The 22,386-nt window shown below is 67.4% G+C and carries 19 protein-coding genes and 1 pseudogene; 11 read left to right on the forward strand and 9 right to left on the reverse strand.

All coding sequences use genetic code 11. From position 1 onward, the window contains the following. Positions 1 to 212: 212 nt before the first annotated feature. From dcd to ACFYMU_RS01625, 3 genes are all read left to right on the forward strand, one after another. The gene (gene dcd / locus ACFYMU_RS01615) at positions 213 to 788 is read left to right on the forward strand and encodes a dCTP deaminase (protein WP_388366566.1); all 576 of its coding nucleotides are present in this window, start codon (positions 213 to 215) and stop codon (positions 786 to 788) included. 7 nt (positions 789 to 795) lie between these two features. Beyond that, positions 796 to 1,305 (forward strand): phosphoribosyltransferase, encoded by a 510-nt coding sequence (locus ACFYMU_RS01620; RefSeq protein WP_388366568.1) that lies wholly within the window; start codon positions 796 to 798, stop codon positions 1,303 to 1,305. A 98-nt stretch (positions 1,306 to 1,403) separates the two neighbouring features. Further along, the gene (locus tag ACFYMU_RS01625) at positions 1,404 to 1,901 is read left to right on the forward strand and encodes a hypothetical protein (RefSeq protein ID WP_388366569.1); all 498 of its coding nucleotides are present in this window, start codon (positions 1,404 to 1,406) and stop codon (positions 1,899 to 1,901) included. Positions 1,902 to 2,100: 199 nt separating this feature from the next. Here the strand turns inward: ACFYMU_RS01625 and ACFYMU_RS01630 are convergent, their stop codons facing one another. Continuing rightward, positions 2,101 to 2,991 carry a YIP1 family protein gene (locus ACFYMU_RS01630; protein ID WP_388366571.1) on the reverse strand — a complete coding sequence of 297 codons (891 nt, stop codon included), beginning with the start codon at positions 2,989 to 2,991 and terminating at the stop codon, positions 2,101 to 2,103. A gap of 505 nt (positions 2,992 to 3,496) precedes the next feature. On the opposite strand from ACFYMU_RS01630, the gene ACFYMU_RS01635 reads away from it, so the two are divergent. Together ACFYMU_RS01635 and ACFYMU_RS01640 are read left to right on the forward strand one after the other, a co-directional pair. Continuing rightward, positions 3,497 to 4,201, forward strand: a complete 705-nt coding sequence (locus ACFYMU_RS01635) for a class I SAM-dependent DNA methyltransferase (protein ID WP_388366572.1) — start codon at positions 3,497 to 3,499, stop codon at positions 4,199 to 4,201. 209 nt (positions 4,202 to 4,410) lie between these two features. Next, entirely contained in the window at positions 4,411 to 5,121 is a 711-nt protein-coding gene (locus tag ACFYMU_RS01640) for a phosphotransferase family protein (protein WP_388366574.1), read from the forward strand. Positions 5,122 to 5,227: 106 nt separating this feature from the next. Here the strand turns inward: ACFYMU_RS01640 and ACFYMU_RS01645 are convergent, their stop codons facing one another. Further along, positions 5,228 to 5,983: a glycosyltransferase family 4 protein gene (locus ACFYMU_RS01645; RefSeq protein WP_388366576.1), complete on the reverse strand. Its 756-nt coding sequence runs from the start codon at positions 5,981 to 5,983 to the stop codon at positions 5,228 to 5,230. A 718-nt stretch (positions 5,984 to 6,701) separates the two neighbouring features. Here ACFYMU_RS01645 and ACFYMU_RS01650 point away from each other — a divergent pair. After that, entirely contained in the window at positions 6,702 to 7,586 is an 885-nt protein-coding gene (locus tag ACFYMU_RS01650; RefSeq protein WP_388366578.1) for a class I SAM-dependent methyltransferase, read from the forward strand. A 143-nt stretch (positions 7,587 to 7,729) separates the two neighbouring features. Here ACFYMU_RS01650 and ACFYMU_RS01655 read toward each other — a convergent pair whose 3' ends face one another. The 3 genes from ACFYMU_RS01655 to ACFYMU_RS01665 all read right to left on the reverse strand — a co-directional run bounded on the left by ACFYMU_RS01655 (position 7,730) and on the right by ACFYMU_RS01665 (position 10,738). Then, positions 7,730 to 8,521 (reverse strand): class I SAM-dependent methyltransferase, encoded by a 792-nt coding sequence (locus ACFYMU_RS01655; RefSeq protein ID WP_388366580.1) that lies wholly within the window; start codon positions 8,519 to 8,521, stop codon positions 7,730 to 7,732. Next, positions 8,518 to 9,561, reverse strand: a complete 1,044-nt coding sequence (gmd, locus tag ACFYMU_RS01660) for a GDP-mannose 4,6-dehydratase (protein ID WP_388366582.1) — start codon at positions 9,559 to 9,561, stop codon at positions 8,518 to 8,520. Before gmd (ACFYMU_RS01660) ends, ACFYMU_RS01655 begins: the two co-directional genes overlap by 4 nt. A 130-nt stretch (positions 9,562 to 9,691) precedes the next feature. After that, positions 9,692 to 10,738, reverse strand: coding sequence for a glycosyltransferase family 4 protein (locus ACFYMU_RS01665; RefSeq protein ID WP_388366584.1), 1,047 nt, complete (start codon positions 10,736 to 10,738; stop codon positions 9,692 to 9,694). Positions 10,739 to 11,008: 270 nt separating this feature from the next. Between ACFYMU_RS01665 and ACFYMU_RS01670 the strand changes: the two genes are divergently transcribed. Further along, complete coding sequence (locus tag ACFYMU_RS01670; RefSeq protein ID WP_388366586.1) at positions 11,009 to 12,496, forward strand: lipopolysaccharide biosynthesis protein; 1,488 nt, start codon at positions 11,009 to 11,011, stop codon at positions 12,494 to 12,496. Here ACFYMU_RS01670 and gmd (ACFYMU_RS01675) read toward each other — a convergent pair. Beyond that, the gene (gene gmd, locus ACFYMU_RS01675; RefSeq protein ID WP_388366588.1) at positions 12,438 to 13,448 is read right to left on the reverse strand and encodes a GDP-mannose 4,6-dehydratase; all 1,011 of its coding nucleotides are present in this window, start codon (positions 13,446 to 13,448) and stop codon (positions 12,438 to 12,440) included. The two genes, ACFYMU_RS01670 and gmd (ACFYMU_RS01675), sit on opposite strands and share 59 nt — an antisense overlap. Positions 13,449 to 13,738: 290 nt before the next feature. Between gmd (ACFYMU_RS01675) and ACFYMU_RS01680 the strand changes: the two genes are divergently transcribed. Further along, positions 13,739 to 14,743: a GDP-L-fucose synthase family protein gene (locus ACFYMU_RS01680; protein WP_388366590.1), complete on the forward strand. Its 1,005-nt coding sequence runs from the start codon at positions 13,739 to 13,741 to the stop codon at positions 14,741 to 14,743. Between the two features lie 117 nt (positions 14,744 to 14,860). Continuing rightward, positions 14,861 to 15,787 carry a hypothetical protein gene (locus tag ACFYMU_RS01685; RefSeq protein WP_388366591.1) on the forward strand — a complete coding sequence of 309 codons (927 nt, stop codon included), beginning with the start codon at positions 14,861 to 14,863 and terminating at the stop codon, positions 15,785 to 15,787. Positions 15,788 to 15,839: 52 nt separating this feature from the next. Here ACFYMU_RS01685 and ACFYMU_RS01690 read toward each other — a convergent pair whose 3' ends face one another. After that, positions 15,840 to 16,850, reverse strand: coding sequence for an FkbM family methyltransferase (locus ACFYMU_RS01690; protein ID WP_388366593.1), 1,011 nt, complete (start codon positions 16,848 to 16,850; stop codon positions 15,840 to 15,842). A 196-nt stretch (positions 16,851 to 17,046) separates the two neighbouring features. Further along, on the reverse strand, positions 17,047 to 17,811 hold the full coding sequence (locus ACFYMU_RS01695) for a glycosyltransferase (RefSeq protein ID WP_388366595.1): 765 nt from the start codon (positions 17,809 to 17,811) through the stop codon (positions 17,047 to 17,049). Between the two features lie 246 nt (positions 17,812 to 18,057). On the opposite strand from ACFYMU_RS01695, the pseudogene wecC reads away from it, so the two are divergent. Continuing rightward, positions 18,058 to 19,233: pseudogene (gene wecC, locus ACFYMU_RS01700) on the forward strand (UDP-N-acetyl-D-mannosamine dehydrogenase); the annotation flags it as partial. Here wecC and wecB read toward each other — a convergent pair. After that, a complete protein-coding gene (wecB, locus tag ACFYMU_RS01705) occupies positions 19,138 to 20,466 on the reverse strand; it encodes a non-hydrolyzing UDP-N-acetylglucosamine 2-epimerase (protein WP_388366597.1) in 1,329 nt (442 codons plus the stop codon). The pseudogene wecC and the gene wecB overlap by 96 nt on opposite strands. 403 nt (positions 20,467 to 20,869) lie before the next feature. On the opposite strand from wecB, the gene ACFYMU_RS01710 reads away from it, so the two are divergent. After that, the gene (locus tag ACFYMU_RS01710) at positions 20,870 to 22,306 is read left to right on the forward strand and encodes an O-antigen ligase family protein (protein ID WP_388366948.1); all 1,437 of its coding nucleotides are present in this window, start codon (positions 20,870 to 20,872) and stop codon (positions 22,304 to 22,306) included. Positions 22,307 to 22,386: the final 80 nt, after the last annotated feature.

A 22,386-nucleotide genomic window follows, 5' to 3' on the forward strand; every position in this document is an offset into this window, starting at 1 on the left:
GCAGCAGGCCGAGCGCCTCGGCCCCGGCCGGCTCGTCCGGTGTCCGCGCTGCGCCCGGCTCCGCAGTGCGGTGCCCGTGACCCTCGAGAAGCAGTAGCGAGGGTCGCGGTACCGCGGATCGCGGTACCGGGGTAGCCGTCGGGGCCGGCGGTAGGGGCGCGCTCGGCCGCCACGATTGTGGGGGCTGAGCGCGCCTTGCGTATTCTCGGGGCGTGCTTCTCTCAGACAAGGACATCCGGACCGAGATCGACAACGGGCGGGTCGTGATCGACCCGTACGATCCGACCATGGTGCAGCCCTCGAGCATCGACGTGCGGCTGGACCGCTACTTCCGGGTGTTCGAGAACCACAAGTACCCCCATATCGACCCCTCCATCGAGCAGCTCGACCTCACCCGGCTCGTCGAGCCGGAGGCCGACGATCCGTTCATCCTCCACCCGGGGGAGTTCGTCCTCGCCAGTACGTACGAGGTCATCAGCCTCCCCGACGACCTGGCGTCGAGGCTCGAGGGGAAGAGCTCCCTGGGGCGGCTGGGGCTGGTCACCCACTCCACCGCCGGCTTCATCGACCCCGGCTTCTCCGGGCACGTCACCCTGGAGCTGTCCAACCTCGCCACCCTCCCCATCAAGCTCTGGCCGGGCATGAAGATCGGGCAGCTGTGCATGTTCCGGCTCACCTCGCCGGCCGAGTACCCGTACGGCAGTGAGCGGTACGGCTCGCGCTACCAGGGGCAGCGCGGACCCACCCCCTCCCGCTCCTTCCTCAACTTCCACCGGACGCAGGTGTGAGCGGAACATGACCGTCATACGGGAGAACCTGACCTACGAGGTCTTCGGGCAGGCCGTCCGGGAGCTGGCCCAGGCCGTCGCCGACGACGGGTACGAGCCCGACGTCGTGCTCAGCATCGCGCGCGGCGGCGTGTTCGTGGCCGGCGGCCTCGCGTACGCCCTGGACTGCAAGAACATCCACCTGGTCAACGTGGAGTTCTACACGGGCGTGGGCACCACCCTCGACATGCCCGTCATGCTCGCTCCCGTCCCCAACGCGATCGACTTCACCGACAAGAAGGTCCTGATCGCCGACGACGTGGCCGACACCGGCAAGACCCTCAAGCTGGTGCACGACTTCTGCGTCGACGCCGTCGCCGAGGTCCGCTCCGCGGTGATCTACGAGAAGTCCCACTCCCTGGTGAAGTGCGAGTACGTGTGGAAGCGGACGGACGACTGGATCAACTTCCCCTGGAGCGTCCTGCCCCCCGTGCACAGGTCGGGTGAGGCGCCGAAGGAGAACACGGAAGCGGTCTGAGCACAGCGCCGCCGGGCCGGCCCGCGTCGGGCGGTGCACCCGGTGTTAGCGGATCTCGGTCACCTGGGTAGCACCCTCCAGTGGACTGGATATCCCCGGTGAGCACCCTGGCCGGAGCCGTGGTGGGTGTGAGTTCCGCGTTGATCGCGGAACGCCTCCGTTGGCGTCGTGACCAGGAGCGGGAAGGTGCTCAGACACGCAGGGTCGTGTACTCCGACTTCCTCATGGCGCTGAGCCGAGGACACTCCGACATGCGGACGGTTGTCCTCCGCCCCGATCGCTCGACCGACGACCGGCTCTACGGTGAACTTCATCAGGCCTTGGACGGTTCGGGCATCTGGCGGCTGCGCCAGAGCCTGTCCCTCACCGCTTCGGCGGAGATCATCCAGCTGGCCGTGAAGGCGTGTGACGCCTTGACCCGCATGCGGGACGGGCTGATCGAGGACCCTGACGTCAGAGGCGACGCGTACTTTCTGGTCCGGGCGGACCTCTGGCGGGAGAACGCGCACCTCCGCGAAGCGATGCGCAGAGACCTGGGGATGGACGGCCCGCCGGATCCCGAGGTCGGTCAGTACCGGTATCCGGCCACCTCGTGACGGGGCGGCGGGTCATCGCCCGGAGCGTCGAACCACCGGTCGTGAGGCGGGCCGGGCAGGTCCTGGGCCCCTGACCGGGGTCGGGCTCTCCCCCAGGAGGACACCGAAGGCCCCGGCGCTCGCGGAGCCGGGGTCTTCGGCACAGGACGCACGGCCGCGCACGGCATGCACGGTATGCACGGCATGCGCGGGCGGGCTGCTAGAACGTGCCCAGCTTGATGATCGACAGGATCGCGATCAGCTGGATCGCCGACGCGCCCAGCGCCTTCGGCCACGGCAGGTCGTGGGACCTGGAGACCATGAGCGTCAGCAGCGCGCCCGCCGCGACCCAGGTCAGCCAGCCGAGGAGCTGGACGAAGGACGCGTTGCCGCCGAAGAACATCGCCACGACGAGGCGCGGTGCGTCCGTGATGGACATGATCAGCATGGAGAGCCCGACCGTGGGCTGCCAGGCGCCGTCGCCGCCGAGCTGGCGGGCCAGGGTGTGGGTGACCACGCCCAGGACGAAGGAGCTGAGCACGATCGCCACGGCCGTGATCAGGACGATCGGGACCGCGTTCGAGAGCGTGGCGTTGATCGCGTCCTGGCGTGCGCCGTCGAAACCGAAGACCGCCAGCAGGCCGTACAGGAAGGTCACGATCAGGGCCGGGGCCCACATCGTGTAGTCCCGCATCTGCAGGAAGGTCTGGGCGGGAGAGAACACGATGCCCCGCAGCAGGTCCTTCCAGTGCAGGCGGGGGCCGACCGGCGGTGCCGACGCCTGGCCGGCACGGTATGTATCACCCGCGTTGTACGGGTCCTCGCCCACGGAGAAGGCCTGGGTGTGGCCCGGGTTGTTCGCCGCGTACGGGTCCGCCGTCCGCGGGTGGCCCTCGCCGCCGTCGCCGAAGTACTCCGGCTCGCCCTGGCCCTGCGGTGTCCCCCACTGCGGGTGGCCGCCCCGGGGATGCGCCCCGCCGTACTGCTGCTGCGGCGCCGCGGGGTAGCCGTACGACGGGCCCTGCGGAGCCTGCTGTCCGTACGGGGGTTGCTGCGGTCGCGTGTGCGGAGCGCGGTTGTCCCGGCCCCGTCCGATCCTGAATCCAGCCACGCCTTCGAACGTACCTGGTTCCGCAGAGTGACGTGCCGGGGCCGGGGAACGGGCCGGGCTTTGCTGCCGAGCTGTGACATCCCCTAAGGGCACGTGCAGAGAGGAATCAGGGAACTCTCCGTGGTCTCTCAGCGGTGCCGCACGGCGCCGGGTGAGCCCGGCCCGTCCCGCTCGCCGGGCGCTGCGGGCGCTGCGGGCGCTGCGGGCGCTGCGGGAGGCGGACCGAAGGGCAGACCGGAGGACAGACAGAAGGGCAGACAGAAGGGCAGACAGAAGGGTCGAAGGGGTCTTTGCAGAAGTGCTCGGCAACCGCCGAGCAGCCGATCGCGGCCATGCAGGTGACCTTGCCCGTCGCTTTCCCGGCCAGCGGGTTCACGCCACCTAGGGTGACCAGGACAGTCCGTGTCGAGGCTCGGACTTCACGCCGGTCGACAAGAACGGGAACCCTGGCATGATCCGCTCGGGCTGGGCCGACTACGGAACGAAGTTTGCCGATGAGCAAAGCGTGGAGTCGTACACGCGCCTGTACGCCGAGGGCACTTATGACGACTACGTGTGGACCCGTGAGCGCCCGGTGGTCGTGGAGTCGCTGCGACGGGAACGGGAACGGCTCGGCAGCCTCCGACTGCTGGACTTCGCGTGCGGTACCGGTCGCATCCTCGCGGCCGTGGACCATGTGGCGGATGAGCTCACCGGCGTGGACATCTCGGCCGAGATGGCGCGGCACGCTGCCCGGGCGAGCCCCCGAGCGACCATCAAGGTCGGTTCCGTGCTCGACGACGACGTGCTGACCGGTCCTTACGACGCCGTCACCGTTTTCCGTTTCTTTGTCAACGCGCCCCAGGAACTACGCCTTCCCGTCCTGCGCAAGATCAGACAACACATGCGGCAGGGCGCCCTGCTGATGTTCAACAACCACGGCCACAGCCCCAGTCTGCGCTCCCTCGCCGTGCGTGTGCCGAGGCACAGGCCGCAGGTCCCCAATGAATTGCGGCACCGGGACATCGTCGACCTGCTGAACGCGTCGGGATTCCGGATCGAGCACCGGTACGGCTTCTCGCTGTTTCCGTCCATCCTTCACCGTCATCTGCTGGCGTCAGCACTGCGCGGAGTCGACACCGCCGCCGCGTCACCGGGTCTTCGGCGGTTCACGCAGAGGATGATGATCGAGCAGTTGTACATCGCCAGGGCCGTGGGGGCACCACGGTGAGCGTGGGTCCGGGGTGGCGGCGTGGCCTGGTGCGTGCCGGCCCGTTGGGACGGCGCGTCGGCCTGCGGACGACGGGCGGACACGGCGGCGCGGTCGCGGCCCGGCTCATCGACCGGCCGTCACGGCGCCTCGGTCGTGCGGCCGCCTTGCTCGATCAGTTCGCCGTACGCATGAACATGGGGCCGCGGGTTCCCGATCCCTTGGCCGAAGTGGCAGCCGAACTGGGGATGTTCCTGAAAGAGGCGGACGCCGCGGCCTGCATGCACTCGTCCATGCCCGGACGGTCCATCGTTGCTCTCGTCTCCGGTGGAACTCCACGATATGTGCTGAAGATCGGCCGGGCCGACGACCGTCCTCTCCGCAACGAAGCGGAGTTCCTCGCCAAGGTCTCCGGGATGGGGCTTCCCTTCCGTGTGCCGGAACTGGCGTACGCCGACTTCGTGGGTGGGCACTACGTCGTGGTGACGCACGCCTGGAGGCATGCGCGGCTCGCAGGTCCGCTGCCGCGGGACGAACTGCTGGGCCTCACGGAAGTCCTGGCCACGACGGGGGCGGGTGCCGGGTCTCTCGTCCATGGTGATCTGGCGCCGTGGAACATCCTGCGGACCCGGGAGAGGATCGGCGTCATCGACTGGGAAACCGCGACGATCGCGGACCAGCCCCTGCGTGATCTGATCCACTACCTGGTGCAGGCGGGCGCGCTCCTACGCTGGGCCGATGTGCCCACCGTGGCGCGGGAGCTGACGCATCCACGAGGGCTGGTCTCGGAGCTCGCGCGCCGCCTCGGCCTGGCCCGCTCGCAGACGTGCGAGGCGGTGGGCGCCTATTTCGCCGGGTGCCAGCCGGTGCATGTCAAGCATGTGCGCCTCTTCCGGAACGGGGTCGCGACTGCGGTGGGAGCACCGGCGCAGCAGGTGTGACGTGGCGCCGGTGGGGGCGCGGGCGGATGTGCCGCGCGGGCCGCCCGTGCGCATACCGGACCGGGCTGTGCGACTCCTGGACCGGGCAGGTGGGCCGTGCGCCCCGTCAGGATGTCCGTGTCAGCCGGGAGTCCTCCAAGAATCGTACGAACGAGCGCTCCACGTTCTCCGGTTCGTAGAGTTCCCGCAGGTCGTCCCACGCCTTCTGCTGGCGGCTGCGGACCTCCTCGAGGTCGTCCCGGCAGGCCATGAGGAAGCCGGCCACGGAGTCCACCGTGGCCTCCACCGGCGCCACGCACCCCCGGCCGAAGAGCTCGGCGCATCCCGGGGAAGGGCTCGCCCCGACGGCACACCCCGCCTGGAGCCCTTCGAGCAGCACGAACGGGAGACCCTCGGCCCAGCGGGCGGGGAGGACGAACGCGTCGACCCGGGCCCAGAAGGACGTGACGTCCGCCGGATCCAGGACACCGAGGTCCTCGTCCACGCACGACATGTCGGCGACCGGCACGTCGAGGCGCATCCCGGCGACGCGGAAATCCACCCGTACGCCGCGGCCTTTCAGCATCTCCACGGCCTCGCACACCACGTCGAAACCCTTCGCCCGGCACATCGTGCCGAGCCAGCCCACACGGAGCACGCCCGGCGGGCCGGGCCGACGCGGGGTGAGCGCCGGCGGTGCCGGGTTGCGTACCACCGTGACCGACCGCGTACGACAGCCGGAGGCCCGCAACCGTGCGCCGACCTCCTCGCTCAGGACGATCCAACGGGCTCCGGACAGGGCCGACCGCAGCAATCGGCTCGAGGCCAGCCGGTCCGGCAACTGCGCGCCGTGAAGGTGCAGCACCCGTGCGGCTCCGAACACCCTGGCAAGCAGGGTGATGAGGACGTCACGCGCCAGAGGAACGCCCCACTGGGAAACCGGGAGGTAGACGGCGGCCGGGGAATCGGACGACAGAATGCGGAGGCAACGCCATACGGCTGCCAGGGTGGCGCGTGCCTGCGCGGACCGGCGCGCTTCGAAACGCGTGTGCCCGGATCGTTCCGCGGAAAGGCACACGACGTCCGCCGAACGGCACTGCGCCCGAAGAATCGGTGTGAAGAATTCGGCGGCGCGTCCCATTCCGCCCAGACCTGCGCTTTGTCTCAGCACCAGAAGGTGCGGAGCGGATGCGGGTGGCTTCCTTTTCGGAATCGGGAAGAGCATTGTCATCTCTTGGAGAGAGCGGAATCCGGGGCCCTCATGACATCACCCCCCGCACCCGTAGTCCAGGACCACACGTCGCCCCAGGTGTTTCTCTTGATGGCCGCCGAGAAGGAGTGCGCCTGGCAGAACCGGCATGCGCGGTCGTGCGCCCGCGCTTCGAGAGATCGGCCGCATGCCCCACGGCGTAGTCAGCACGGTCGGACCGTCCGAGCGTGATAGATCAATGCGCAGAAGCGGAGAAAGGAAGCGTCCTGGTGGCGGCCCTCACGGCCGGACGGTGTTCCGCGGACTCAGGCCGAAAGGCAGTTCCCCGAGACCTGACATCAGCGTGCCTCACCGATACCCGCCATATTCCCGCAACGATCTGGAGATTCCCTTGCGGCAGTCAGACATCCAGGATTTCTGGTCGGCCCATCCCTGCGGTGACAACGTCTTCGGAGCACCGGGCGGAGAGGAGCACGAGGACTATGAGGCGTTCTTCACCCGGTACGACGCCGGCAAGTACCGGCTGGAGTCCCACATCCCGGAGTGTCTGGACCGTCTGGACGTCGCGGGACGACGGGTGCTGGAGATCGGGCTGGGCCAGGGCGCGGAGTCGGAGCAGCTGATCCGCAGGGGTGCCCGGTGGTCGGGAGTGGACCTCACCGACACGGCAGTCCGGCGCACGGGGATGCGGCTCGCCCTGCGGGGCCTGCCCCATGAGGGGCTCCACCGGGCGAGCGTGCTGGACCTGCCGTTTCCCGACGATTCCTTCGACCTCGTCTTCAGCCATGGCGTACTGCACCACGTGCCCGACGTCCTGACGGCACAGCGGGAGATCCATCGCGTCCTCAAGCCCGGCGGCGAGCTCGTCGTGATGCTCTACGCGCGCTGGTCCCTCAACTATCTGCTGTCGATCGCCGTGGTGCGGCGTGCGGCACTGCTGTCGGCCTATCCCCTCGTGCGGTGCGGGCTGCTGCGCAGGCCGCACTCGCTGCTCGCCGCTCATGTCGCCAACGCCCGTCGCCGCGGCCTTCTGCGGTACCTGCGGATGTCCGACTTCGTCCATCGCAGCACCGATGGGCCGGGCAATCCGTTCTCCAGGGTCTACGACGTGCGGCGGGTCTCGCGGCACTTCCCCCTCTTCGAGGTCCGGCACGCCGAGAAGCGGTTCATGCACGCGCCGCCCCTCCCCGTTCACGGCATGACCGGGGAACGGCTCCTGGGCTGGCACCTGTGGGTTCACCTGGACGCCAGGACGTCACCGCCGGCTTCGTCGTAGGCGCGACGAAGCCCCCGTTCCCCGGACACTCACGATCCGTTCGCGAGTGTCCGGGAACCGGGGGCCGAGGCGGGGGAGGGGAGCAGTCCGGCGTCAGGTCTGTCCGAGGGGACTTCGACGCGCCGCAGGGCGGCAGAGCCGCTTCAGCCCGCGCAGCAGGCGCGGCGGACGAGCAACTGGTGGTCCGGGACCACATGGGACTGCAGCCGGCGCCTCAGCCACGGGTGGATGTACCGATGCAGTCGTACCGTGCGGGCGAAGGTTCCCCTGCGGAAGTCCCGCTTGGTCAGCAGGTGCAGAGTGTCCGCTGCGTGATACGTCATGCCCAGGCGCTCGGCGAGCCTGTGCATCGTCCGCGGGGCGTAGAAGGAGATGTGCTGGCCGGCTTCGGGTGCGAGATACCACCAGGAGGGATCGGCCCTGAGGTCGTGCAGGTGCTGCGTGAGGATGAACGAGTCCGCCCCGGTCTCCCGCAGGCACGTGTCGACGAAGGCGAGCGGATCGGTGACGTGTTCCATGACCTCGACGGCGGTGACCGCGGTGGCCGCGTCCTGTCTGCCGCGGTCCCACTCGAACCCCCTGGCGAACAGGTTCTGGCAGTAGGCGTCCTGCCAGTAGGCGTTCAGGCCCACGTCACGCAGCATCCGCACCAGCAGCCCGTATCCTCCGCCGTAGTCGACGTACACACCGGTGGAGCCGAACATACGGGCCAGCACGGAGGCCAGCACGGGATACAGGTGCAGATTGCGTTGTACGACCCCGGTGTCGATGGCCGCGACGGCCTCCGAGTACGCCTCGTCCAGCCAGTGCGGCTCGTCGACGAACCAGAACGCGCAGTCGGTGCACATGAGGTAGGTGGCCTCGTGGCGTCCGAGCACGGTGCCGACGTGAGTGACACGCGTACTGCCGCCACAGATCTTGCAGGCCGCAGTCATGCGGTGACCTTGCCGCCGACGGCCAGGGCCGACCGCTCGGGCGTCTCCGGGATCGAGGAACGCAACAGCGGACGGAGCTCGGCGTCGACCATGAGGCGGGCGAGTTCGGGGGCGTGGGTGGCGGCCTTCCAGCCGAGCACGCGGTGGGCCTTGGAGGCGTCTCCGACCAGGTGGTCGACTTCGGAGGGGCGGAGGTAGCGTTCGTCGAAGCGGATGTGGTCGCGGTGGTCGAGGCCGACGTGGGCGAAGCAGTGTTCGGCGAAGTCGCGGACACTGTGGCTGGTGCCGGTGGCGATGACGTAGTCGTCGGGTCGGTCCTGTTGGAGCATGAGCCACATGGCTTCGACGTATTCGGCGGCGTAGCCCCAGTCGCGGCGGGCGTCGAGGTTGCCGAGGTAGAGGGTGTCCTGGAGGCCGGCTTTGATGCGGGCGGCGGCGGTGGCGATCTTGCGGGTGACGAAGGTGGGGCCGCGGCGTGGGGATTCGTGGTTGAAGAGGATGCCGTTGACGGCGTACATGCCGTAGGCCTCGCGGTAGTTGCGGGTGGCCCAGTAGGCGTAGACCTTGGCGACGCCGTAGGGGGAGCGGGGGTGGAAGGGTGTCTCCTCGTGCTGGGGCGGGGGTGCGGCGCCGAACATCTCGGAGCTGGACGCCTGGTAGAAGCGGCAGGGCAGGCCGACGGTCCTGATGGCTTCCAGGAGCCGGATGGTGCCCAGCCCGGTGGTGTTCCCCGTGAACTCCGGCTCGTCGAACGACACACGGACATGGGACTGGGCGGCGAGGTGGTAGATCTCGTCGGGCTGGACCTTTTCCAGCAGACTGACCAGACGCGTGCCGTCGGTGAGATCACCGTAGTGGAGGAACATCCGGGCCTGGGGCATGTGCGGATCCTGGTAAAGGTGGTCGATCCGCCGTGTGTTGAATGTCGATGCCCGTCGGACAAGGCCGTGGACTTCGTAACCCTTCTCCAGAAGCAACTCCGTCAGATAGGAGCCGTCCTGGCCCGTGATGCCGGTGATGAGTGCTTTTTTGATGGTCACCCTGAACTCCTAGCTGGAGTAGTGCCTCGGATTTCGGTGTCACGAGATTCCCTTCCTGTGCCAGGGAACCTGCGTTCAGGGTATTGATGCCGACTCAGTTTTCCCGGGAGCACGGCAGCCGTGTCTGCGGTCAGCGCAGAAGGGATCGGTAGACTTCGACGGTCTGCCGAGCGGTTCGCTCCCACGAGAACATGCGTGCTCGAAGCGGACCGCGCCTCTCTAATTCCTCTCGGGTGGCGGTGTCGAGCAGGCGGCGGAGCGCATGAATGAGGTCGTCGGTTTCATGAGGGTCGAAGAGCAGCGCGTCATCACCCACGACCTCCGGAATGGAGGCGGCTCGCGCGGCCACCACCGGAACGCCCAGAGCCATCGCCTCGAGCGGCGGAAGTCCGAAACCTTCGTAGAGCGAGGGATAGACAAGGCCGAGGGCGCCCCGGTAGAGCCGGCGCAGCGTGGTGTCATCGGTGGCGACGAAGGACACCCGGTCCGCCATGCGGCGGTTTTCCAAGAGAGCCTTCTCCTCCGGGGTCGCAGGCCCTCCTCCGGAGCACACCAGTCGCAGTTCCGCGAGCTGCGGATCCTGCAGGGCGTCCACGACGATGCGCCAGTTCTTGTAGCCGCCGCGCTTGCCTACGTACATCACGTAGGTGTCCGCGTTGCGCTGAGCCGGAATGCGGGGAACGCGTACGCCCAGGTGAACGACCGAGATCTTGTCCTCCGGAACGTCGAGCATGCTCACCAGGTCCCGTGCCGTCGAGTGGGAAATAGCGATGATCCGGTCGGCTCGACGCGCCCAGATCCGCTGGCGTTCGGCCGTCCTGTCGTTCGTGAATTGCTGAGGGTACCTGAAGTGGATCAGATCGTAGAATGTGCAGACCTGGGGCTGTCGGCCGAATGCCTTGGCGGAATAATATGTGGGATGGAGGATGTGTGCCCCCCGCTGGCCGACAACGTATGCTCGGAATGCCTGGCTGCTCAGGGACAGTCGTAGTCGCTGCGGCACCTTGCACGGCAATTTCGTACGACCGCCGGGGACGTAGGCGTTGTCGTGCAGACCGGGGAAGATCTTCGCGTCGATTCCGAGTTCGACCAGTTCGGTGTGGAGTTCCGTGAAGTACCGGCTGACGCCACCGAACCGCTGGTTGACGAAGGCATCCGGGGAGAACAGGACCCGCATCTGACGTTCTTTCTGCCGGGAGCACAAGCGACGTCTGTCCACTGTATGCGCGACACGGTGTCCAGGCGATCACGACACAGCATTCTCATGGCGACACTGAACGGCACGGCCATCGCCGATGGCCTCTTTGCCCGCTGACAGATCAACCTTCAGGGTGTGCCTGTGAAAAGATTTCTCTGTCTTCCGATCCGGACCGATGATATTGGAGAGGTGAGTCGGAGCAGTACAGGAGCCGCGCGGATCCGGAAGGTTCCCCGATCGTCCGCCCGGTTGCCCGAGGCCTTCCGGGAGCAGCAGGGCACGCCCGCTTCGGACTCCCCGTCACCGGACGGGCCGCAGGGCCCCGATCGGTGGCGGAGCATCCTTGCCATCGGTGCCACGACGACGGGCGCCCGCGGTATTTCCCTCGTCGCCAACCTGCTGGTGTTGCCGTTTGTCGTGCATGGGCTCGCAAAGGCCGAGTTCGGGCTCTGGATGAATCTCACCAGCACCTTCACCATGCTCGCCTTGCTTGATTTCGGCGTCGGACTCGCGGTCATGGGACAGGTGTCCGATGCCCGGGGAGGGAAGGACGCCGCCTCGGTACGCCGGGTGGTGACCACGGCGTTCGTCCTGCTGACCGGTGCGGCGCTCCTCCTGCTTGCGCTCTCCGGCCTGCTCGCTTTCACCTTGGACTGGAATCACCTGCTGGGTGTGGGACAGGAGGTGCCCGCTCCGGTCGTCGGCCAACTGGTGTTCGCGGTGGGTGCGACGGCCGCTGTCAGCCTGCCCCTGACGATCGCCGGACGGGTGTACTACGCCCTTCAGCGCGGCCATGTCGCGGCGCTCGCGACGTCGTTGGGCGTTCTGGCGCAGGCGGGGGCTCTCCTGGCGGTGGCGTCCTTCGCGCCGGACCTGCGTTGGTTCTCGGCCGCGTATCTCTCGACGTCCCTGCTCGCCGGCGGCATCACAACGGTCCTGTTGGTGAGGTCGAACCGCCGGGCCAGGCCCCACTTCCGTGACATCGACCGGGCGGCGTGCGGTCGGCTCGGTCGCGAGGGCGTGCAACTGTTCCTGCTGACGGCGATGGGGATCGTGTCCTTCAAGTCGGACGCCTTCGTCATCGGGCATTACCTGGGCGCGGACCGGGTCGCCGAATACGTGCTGCCGTTCACCGTCTACGCCCTGGTGCCCACGGTCCTGGGGGCGTTTCTCACGCCCCTGTGGGCTACCTATCGGGAGGCGTGGGCCCGCAGTGACCTCGCGTGGGTGCGCACCGCCTATCTGCGGTCGGTGGTGCTGGCGTCCGTCGCCGGCGTGGTGGTGGCGGGTGTCCTCGTGCCGATCACGCCGTGGTTGCTGCGTCTCTGGATCGGTGACGGTGCGGCCGTTCCGCCTCTCGGGCTGCTGCTCGGGCTGGCCGGCTACGTCGTCATCATGTGCGCGAGCACTCCGGTCGCGGTGTTCCTCAACGGAGCCGGAGCGCTGCGGCCGCAGGTGGTGGTGGGAACGCTGATGACGGTGGTGAACGTCGCGGTGTCCATCTGGTTCGTGCATCGCTTCGGCCTGGCCGGCCCACTGTGGGCCACGGTCGTGACTCAGACCTTCGTGGTACTCGTGCCGTGCCTGTTGGTCGCACACCGACAGCTGACGCGTCCCTGCCCCGCCGCCCGCGGGCTCGGCGTACCGTCGGCCACGCCGCCACCGTCCTTCGCCAAGGTCAGTTCGCGAGAGGAGAGTCGGCCGCCGTTCCGGCGGCCCGGCAGAGTACGGCGTTGAGGTCATCGAGCTCGGCGTCGACCATGAGGCGGGCGAGTTCGGGGGCGTGGGTGGCGGCCTTCCAGCCGAGCACGCGGTGGGCTTTGGAGGCGTCCCCCACGACATGGTCGACTTCGGAGGGGCGGAGGTGGCGTTCGTCGAAGCGGATGTGGTCGCGGTGGTCGAGGCCGACGTGGGCGAAGCAGTGTTCGGCGAAGTCGCGGACGCTGTGGCTGGTGCCGGTGGCGATGACGTAGTCGTCGGGTCGGTCCTGTTGGAGCATGAGCCACATGGCTTCGACGTATTCGGCGGCGTAGCCCCAGTCGCGGCGGGCGTCGAGGTTGCCGAGGTAGAGGGTGTCCTGGAGGCCGGCTTTGATGCGGGCGGCGGCGGTGGCGATCTTGCGGGTGACGAAGGTGGGGCCGCGGCGTGGGGATTCGTGGTTGAAGAGGATGCCGTTGACGGCGTACATGCCGTAGGCCTCGCGGTAGTTGCGGGTGGCCCAGTAGGCGTAGACCTTGGCGACGCCGTAGGGGGAGCGGGGGTGGAAGGGTGTCTCCTCGTGCTGGGGCGGGGGTGCGGCGCCGAACATCTCGGAGCTGGACGCCTGGTAGAAGCGGCAGGGCAGGCCGACGGTCCTGATGGCTTCCAGGAGCCGGATGGTGCCCAGCCCGGTGGTGTTGCCCGTGAACACCGGCTCGTCGAACGACGTACGAACGTTGGAGCAGGCGGCGAGGTGGTAGATCTCGTCGGGCTGGACCTTTTCCAGCAGACCGACCAGACGCGTGCCGTCGGTGAGATCACCATGATGCAGGTAAGGCTTCGCTCGCTGCCCATCGCTTCGTCGCCGAATGACGTCCGGTGCCTGACGGGCCGTACCGTGCACCTGGTACCCCTTCTCCAGCAGCAGTTCCGTGAGATAGGAGCCGTCCTGGCCGGTGATGCCGGTGATGAGCGCCTTCTTGACCGTCACTACGCACTCCCTACGGGTGTGGGCCTCGGATCCGGTGCCGCTGAGTGCGCCTTCCGGCGAAGGGGACCCTGGCACTGCCAGCGTAGGGAACAGCCGATCAATTGCCGCGTATTGTGCCTATGTGTCTGAAATCAGATGCTGCGTCATAGGCTGGGGAATGGCGATCGCCTTCCTTGGACGGGGAATCGTGCCCTGCGCTGCTGAACACCAGCGCTGCACCGATGCCGGCCCTCTGCCGCTCACGATGCACTTCACCCGCCCACCGAACTGCCTGACTGGAGCGCCCGCTCATGACTATGACCACCACAGGGCCAGCCGCTGTGTACCACTGTCCGCTGGATCGATCGTCACGGATCCTCGTTGCCGGACGGCGTGGACTCGTCGGTTCCGCGATCTGGAGACATCTGACCTCGCAGGGATTCAGAGCTCTCCTCGGGCCCACCTCCAAGGACCTCGATTTCAGGGACAGGGCAGCCGTGTTCGACTGGTTCTCGATCAATCGGCCGCACATCGTCATCCTGGCCGCCGCACGGGTCGGAGGAATCAAGGCGAACGCCACCCGGCCCACCGAGTTTATCTCGGACAACTTGAGGATTCAGGTGAACGTGCTGGATGCCGCATTGCATCACGGCGTGCGCCGGCTGCTTTTCCTCGGCTCCAGTTGCATCTACCCCCGTGACGCCGTGCAGCCCATCCGTGAAGACGCGCTGCTGACCGGCGTTCTGGAAGAGACCAACGAAGCGTACGCCATTGCCAAGATCGCCGGCATCATGCACGTCCGGGCCGTACGGAGACAGCACGGGCTGCCGTGGATCTGTGCCATGCCGACAAATCTCTACGGGCCGGGGGACAATTTCCACCCCGAGAACTCGCATGTCCTGCCGTCGCTGATCAGACGATTCCACGAGGCGTACGTCGAGAAGGTGCCGAGGATCGTCAACTGGGGAAGCGGCACCGCACGTCGGGAATTCCTCCACGCCGACGATCTGGCCCGGGCCTGCCTGGTCCTGCTCGAGCGGTACGACTCGGAGGCAGCCGTCAACGTGGGTACGGGAGAAGACCTCACCATCCGGGAACTCGCCGGTATGGTGGCATCCGTCATCGGCTACCGAGGCACTGTCGAGTGGGACTTGGCGCAGCCAGACGGAACGCCGCGCAAGGTCCTGGACACTTCCCGGATGACCGCGTTGGGCTGGAGGCCCGAAATCTCGCTGCAGGACGGGATCCGTAGTACCTACGCCTGGTACAGATCGGCGGGAGCCGGTTCCGCAACGGCGGGATCAGCTGGCCGTTAACTTGTCCGGAGAGACGGAATCCCAACTGCTCCGAACAGGCGAAAAGCATGGGGGATATGGCAGGTTGCGGGGTTCGATCGGGCTCATGTCGCCGTGTTTCCTTGATACGGTCCCCGGGTGCTGAAAAAGAGTGTCATGAGCCTTGCTCAAAAGGTCGTCGATCGCGGAGTCCAAGCCAGGATCGATGAACTACGCTTCTCGGTGGGGGCTATGGAGACTCGGCTGGGGAGACTCCTGCCGGAGCCGCAGCATCTCCGGGACGCCGAGTTCAAGGTGTTCTCGCAGTGGGGTGAGGACGGCATTCTGCAGCATCTGGTGTCCCGGCTCTCCCCACCGGATGTGTTCATCGAAATCGGAGTCGGTGACTACTCTGAATCGAATACTCGGTTCCTTGCCATGAAGGACAACTGGCGTGGGGTGATCCTCGACGGCGGGACCGCGCACATCGATTTTCTTCGCCGTAGCGAGATGGCATGGCGATGGAGTATCACGCCGGTTTCGGCGTTCGTCACGGCGGAGAACATCGACGACTTGATTCTACAATCCGATATCAAAGGTGATATCGGTGTGCTTTCGATCGACATCGACGGTGTCGACTACTGGGTCTGGCGGGCCATCTCGGTCGTCTCTCCGTGGATCGTTGTGATTGAATACAACAGCGCGTTCGGCCCCGATAAGGCGGTGACCGTCCCCTACCGTTCTGATTTCATGGCATCCAGGGCGCACCACACCGGCCTGTTCCTCGGCGCCTCGCTCCCGGCGCTGCACCACCTGGGGGCACAGCTGGGTTACCGCCTCGCAGGTGTCGGGAGCAATGGCGTCAACGCGTTCTTCGTGCGCGACGACGTGGCTGGAGACCTCTGGAATCTGACACCGGAAGCTGCCTTCGTCCCGTCTCGTGTGCGGATCGCCCGTGACGTCGACGGTGAGCTCAGCTACACGGGAGACGACCATGCGCGGCTGCTGTATTCGATGCGCGATCTGGAACTGTACCTGGTGCAGGAGCGACGGAATGCTTCGGTTGCTGAGGCATTCATGATCTGAGGTGCCGTCGTGCCGCGGTGGAGCAACTCTGCCGTCCGTGGCGAAGCGTGGATCAGTGCAGTTCCACTGTCCTTTCTTCAAAGAACTTACGCTCCGCGGCAACGGCCTGCTCGAAGAGTTCGACATCGTCGGAGTGGAAGGCCGCGATATCATAGTAGTGGCCTTTGCCGTGCGTCATCGTATAGCGACCGAGGTCCCGCCAAACAGGCTGCTCGGTCACCCTCGTGACGAGCAGGAGCTCCCCCGTGTTGCCATACACAAGCGCTCCCTCGTAACCGGCTTCGGCCAAGGCTGTGATGGCGCGGTAGGGGTTCTGGTCCCCGGTCCTGGCGGCCCAGAGGGGAGCGAACTCGAAGAAGACGACAGGGCGGGCCTGCGACAGCAGTTCCCTGTTGGCGACGATGATGCGCGGGTCCGCCCCGTCTGTGTCGATCTTGATGAGACCTGGCGACGAAAAGCGCGCGTGCGAGCTCAGGATCTCGCTCAACGGTCGGCTGGGGCGTGCCGGCATCAACCCCGACGTCGAAGGGACCAGCGCGGCGGTGCCTGCACGTCGCTGGACGGTACAGGTGCTGTCGGTGTCGTCAGTGGTGATCGCTACATACGCTTCCTCGACCTCGATGTCGGGCATGTGCCCCACGTTGTGGTGCAGGAGGTCCAAGAAGAGTTCGTCACCTTCCACGCAGAGAATGGGGGCGGCCACCGCTCCCCGCATGAGGACCGCGGTGTCGCCGATATTCGCGCCGATGTCCACAATGGTGGCGTCCTGGCGGGCTGCTACGGTCATGGCTGCCACACGTGCAAGGTTCTGCGAATAGTTCGGCCACGCCGAGAGAATGATGGGCAGATCATGCGACAGCGGCATCACGAGATCCTGCCCAGCGACTCGGCAGGTGATGAGTGGGTCGCCATGTGTAGCCCAGAACTTGCGAGTGTGCCGGGCCGATGCCCCGATGAGTCGCCGACCAGTGGAACCGTTGCGCGCCACCGTCGCCCATGACAACAAAGCTTGGGCAACTTTATTCGGTGTCATTTTCCTCGGCATCGCCACAGAATTGATCACCCGGGTAACATAGCAGAGGTTGTATTCCGTGCTCTTTCGACGCGCGGCGCAAGCCGGAGCCCGGAAGTGATTTCCGATGTGCAGATACCGAGGTCTTCCCCCTGGGGCGATGCGAAGGAAAGTGACTTCCTCCTGGGGAGTACGGGCCGGTGCGGAGGCGGACGAAGGACCTTCATGCTGTTCGGCACTGCGGGCGTCAGAGCCTTGTGAGCGCGCCCCACCCTCGGCTGACGCCTCGTGCGACCGGCCACCAACAGCCTTCGAGGCGCCGGGCCTTCGGGCCGAGATAGCGGTGCATCACGCGCCGTCCCTCTTCGCGGGGCCGCGGGTTGCTCACCGTCAGCGAGCCGGGGTGGACGCGGAAACACCCGAGGACCCGCGGCAGATAGGCGGTGCGGCCGCTGTGGCGCAGGCGCAGATGGAGGTCGAAGTCCATCGAGTAGCGCAGGCTGGGATCCAGCATGCCCACCCGCTGGACGGCCTCGCGGCGGTACAGGGAGCCGGGCTGGCCGACCCAGTTCTGGCCGTACTGGGACAACCAGGAGCCGAACGAGCCGGGACGCACGGTGTAGAGCGTGGCACCGGACGCGTCGATCACCCTCAGCCGGCCGTACACCATGCCCGCGGCGGGATGCCGGTCGAGTTCCGAGCGGGCCGCGGTGAGGCTTCCCTCGGTGAGCAGATCGTCGTCACCGAGCCACGCCAGATAGTCCGAGGTGGCTCCCCGCCAGCCCTGGTTGATGGCATTGCTGAGTCCCCGCTGCTCCTCCACGAGAAACCGGTGGCCGTGGCGCTCGGCGACCGGCCGCAGCGCGGGAGCGGCGTCGGCGGGCCCGACGATCAGCACCTCCACGGGCTCGTCCTGTCGCCGGATGGATGCCAGACAGTCCTCGAGAAAGCCGGGGCGGTCACCGTTGGTCGGCACCACCAGCCGAACACGCGGAAATCTGCGGGGTTCCACGGCTGCCTCCGGTCTTGATTGTCGAGGTGTGGGTCCACCTCTTGTAGTGCTACACCGGTGACGGACGATTGATGATGCCGACACGGTTACTCGGCCCCGAAAAGCGGCGGGATTTCCGTCTGTGCGGCGCGCTTGTCGGCTGATGCGTGTCCGGCCGGTCCATTCTGTGAGGTGCCCTCGGGGTTTCCGTCGGACCGCCATCAGTCCGGTGCACCTGTGGCACACCTCCGGAAAGGAATTCTCCTGGTGTTCTCCCGTGTCTGCGTCGTCGGCCTCGGCTACATCGGCCTGCCCACCGCCGTCGCGCTCGCCACCAACGGAATCGACGTCATCGGTGTCGACGTCAATCCGGCCACCGTCGAACTCATCAACTCCGGCCGGGCGCCGTTCGTGGAGCCCGATCTGGCGGTGGCCGTCAGCGGTGCCGTGGCCATGGGACGGCTGCGCGCGACGGGCACCCCGGAGGCCGCGGACGCCTTCCTCATCGCCGTGCCGACCCCGCTCCAGGAGGACCGTACGGCGGATCTGACCCACGTGCGTGAAGCGGCGGCGTCCGTGGCGACCGTGCTCAAGGCGGGAGACATCGTCATCCTGGAGTCCACCTCGCCCCCGGGCACCACGGTGGAACTGTCGCGGTGGCTGGGCAAGCACCGCCCGGACCTGACGTTCCCCCACGAGCCGGGTGACACGCCCGACGTGCAGGTCGCGCACTGCCCCGAACGGGTCCTGCCGGGACGGACGATGATCGAGCTCGTGACCAACGACCGGGTCATCGGCGGGGTCGGGGAGGGCTGCGCCGGGCGGGCGCGCGCCCTGTACGAGGTGTTCACCCAGGGGGAGTGCCTGCTCACCGACGCGACGACCGCGGAGATGGCCAAGCTCAGCGAGAATGCCTTCCGGGACGTCAACATCGCCTTTGCGAACGAGCTCTCCATGGTGTGCGACCACCTCGGTGTCGACGCGGGCGATGTCATCGCCCTGGCCAACCGCCACCCCCGGGTGGACATCCTGCGTCCGGGGCCGGGTGTGGGCGGGCACTGCATCGCCGTGGATCCGTGGTTCATCGTGGGGACGGCCCCCCGGCAGGCGCAGCTGATCCGGCTCGCCCGCGAGGTCAACGACGCCCGGCCCGACTATGTGCTCGGTGAGGTGCTCCGGACCGTCGGCCGGTTCAAGGACCCCGTCATCGCCTGCCTCGGCCTGGCCTTCAAGGCGAACATCGACGACCTCAGGGAGAGCCCGGCGCTGCACATCGTCACGCAACTGGCCGGGCAGCAGACGGGCCGGCTGCTCGTCGCGGAGCCCCACATCGGCGAACTGCCGGACTCACTGGCGCGCACGGGCGCAGTCGAACTCGTCGACGTCGCCACCGCTGTACGGGAGGCGGACATCGTCGTGCTGCTCGTGGACCACGACGCGTTCCGCGCCGTCAAACGGACGGCGCTGCGCGGCAAGGCCGTCTTCGACACCCGCGGGTTCTGGCACTGATGGGGAACCGTCGGCGGGGTGGGGCACGGAGCCGAACTCCGCGGGGCGTTCGCACAGTCCCAGCCAGTGCCCGATCGCCCGTACGGTACGGTCCGCGGCGCGCCCGTCGCCGTACGGGTTGACGGCCTTGGCCATCGAGGCGTACGCCTCCCGGTCGTGCAGGAGCCGTCGCACCTCCTTCACGATGTGCTCGCGGTCCGTGCCGACCAATCGGGACGTGCCCGCCCGCAACGCCTCGGGCCGCTCCGTGGTGTTCCGCATGACGAGGACCGGCTTGCCGAGACCCGGGCCCTCCTCCTGGATGCCGCCGCTGTCCGTCAGGATGAGGTGTGCGCGGTTCATCAGCCGGGCGAACGCCCCGTAGTCCAGGGGTTCCGTCAGGCGGACGCTGCCGATGTGGGCGACCTGGGGCAGGATCGCCGCCCGTACGACCGGATTGGGGTGCAGCGGGAGCACGATGATGAGATCGGGCTCCGTGCGGGCCAGGTCGGCGAGGGCACCGCCGATTGCCTCCATCCCGCTTCCCCACGATTCCCGGCGATGGGCCGTCACCAGCAGAACCCGGCGAGCCGTGTCGTCCAGGTCGGCCAGTTCCAGGTCCCCGTAGTGGGTCGTCCGTCCCACCGCCCAGCGCAGGGCGTCGATGACGGTGTTCCCGGTGACCACCACGGCCGACGGCGAGACGCCTTCCCGGAGCAGGTTGTCCCGCGCGTGGGGGGTGGGCGCCAGGTGGAGTGACGCCAGTTGGGTCGTGAGCCGGCGGTTGATCTCCTCGGGGAAGGGCGAGTACCGGTTGTCGGTGCGCAGTCCCGCCTCCAGATGCACCACGGGGATCCGGCTGTAGAAGGCGGCGAGACCCCCGACGAACGCGGTCGTGGTGTCGCCCTGGACCAGGACCGCGTCCGGACGCTCGCGCCGCAGCAGGGGCAACAGCCCGTCCAGCACGCGCGTGGTGATGTCGGCGAGGGACTGGCGCTCGGTGAGGACGTCCAGGTCGTGGTCGGCGCGGATACCGAACAACGCGTGCACCTGGTCGAGCAGGCCGCGATGCTGGGCGGTCACGGCCACCGTCGACCGGAACATCCGGGACCGGTTGAGTGTCTTGACGACCGGGGCCATTTTGATGGCCTCCGGTCTCGTTCCGTAGATGACCATCAATCGTTTCACCCGAATCTCCTTCCGAGCGACACCGGACCGCAGCCGGGCGCCGACGGCGGCTTCAATTCCCCGGAGCGGAAGAAGCGCTCTTGGGCCACCAGCGAATCGGCATTCCGCAAGAACGCCCGTCATGCCGGAGGCGTGTTCACCCGGCCGTATGGGCATGTTCGGCCGTATGGTCCGTCCGGCCGCAGATACGCACGTTCCCGCGGAATACCGCACTACCGTGCGGCACGGCGACAGTCCGGCCGCCCACCTGAATGCGGTGGAGCTGATTCGTGATAGTCCCACCAGCAAGGTCTCGGCGTCGGCGCCGAATGGTGCGGGGAGCCCTACGGCGAGGTCACCGGCCGCGCCACCCCGGGGCGTGATACAAGAATCTCCGATGTCGGTGAAAGGAAGCTACGTGAGCATGCCGGGCCAGACTGTGCTGCTCTTTCTGGCGGTATTCTGCGCCGTAGCCGTCCTCGTCCTGGCGTTGCGTATCCGCGCGATGGTCTGGCTGTTGTGGGGCGCTTGCCTCGTCCCCCTCTTCGTCTTCGGCGCGGGCTACGCGAAGGTGGGGGTCCATCCGGTCTACCTGATGGATGTGTGCGTCGTCCTCGCCGTGCTCGCCACCATCGGGACGTGGGGACCACGAGCGTTCTCCGAACCGCGTCTGCGCGGGTTCGGCGCGGTGGCCGTCCTCTTGGCCGTCATGATGATCCAAGCGGTGTACCGCGGGGTCTCCGCAGGTTTTCCTGATCCGCTCAAAGGGGTCATCCTCGGCCTTTATCCGGTCGTCGGGTGGCTGACCGCCGTCTGGTGGCTCACTCATACGGAGAAGGAATTCAATCGGTGGCGATGGGTCCTGTGCCTCGCGCCGCTCGGACCGATTCTGAACGTTTTCTTCGGTGTTTCCATGGTTGCCGCGGCTTCGGGGCTCTATCTTGCGATCGCGGGTGCTTTCGGTGTCGCGCTCCGCCAGCGGGGAGACAGCCGACTCCTCGTCTGGGTGCTGGTCGGCTCCCTCTTCCTCGCCGTTGCGGCCAGGAGAGGTCCGCTTCTGGCCGTGGCCGCCGCAGCCGTCGCGACAGCCATCGCCGGCAAGAAAAGCCATCCGAGGTTCCGGTGGCCGATCATCTCCTCGACCCTCGTCATGGTGGGCGTGGTCGTCGCATTCTTCCTTTCCGTGAAAGGTATCCGTCTCACCGACGCTCCCGTGGTCGGTGATCTGGTTGCCCGAGTGGAATCGAGTATGCAGAACCCCGACAGCGAAGCGGCCAACAACGTGGACCTGAGATTCACGATGTGGAGGGGCGCTCTCGAGGACGCGGCGGATAACCCGCTGTTCGGCGCCGGTGCGGGGCACCCTATGGACGTCCTGTTCCAGGGCAGGCCGATCAACAGTGTCAAGACCGGTCCGCACAACTCGTACATCGGCTATGTCTTCTACCTCGGCTGGCCGTCGGCCATCGCGGTCGTCCTGCTCACCGGCGCGACCCTGCGGCGAACCTGGCGGGCACGGCGTGACCCCGTCGGCGCGGCCTGGTTCGGCGCAACGGTGGGCGTGTCCGTCACCGCATGCACCAACGTCGCTCTGGAGAGCACGTTCATCGGGCTTCCCTCCTGGCTCGTCATGGCGGGCGCCTACGCGCTCGTGGGAGTGCCGGAGAACGCGCGGACAGCCGAGCCGCGCGGCGCGGAACCCGCCGTCGGCCGGCAGCAACCGGCCCGCACCGCACCCGCTGGAGGGGTCCCTCCCGGGAAACCGGCCCTGTGCCGCGGAGCCGCGGGCCACCCGTCACCCCTCATCGCGGACCTGAACGCTCCGCAGGGCGCACCACGCGCGGCGTCACCCCTTCCGTAAGGCGGACGATGAAAACAGTGCTCCTGTCCCCCCGCACGGGGTCCATCACGGTCGGAGAAACCCCCGCGCCGGCAGCGGCG

Origin of the sequence: Streptomyces sp. NPDC007264, assembly GCF_042869095.1 — a bacterium.
Lineage (GTDB): Bacteria > Actinomycetota > Actinomycetes > Streptomycetales > Streptomycetaceae > Streptomyces.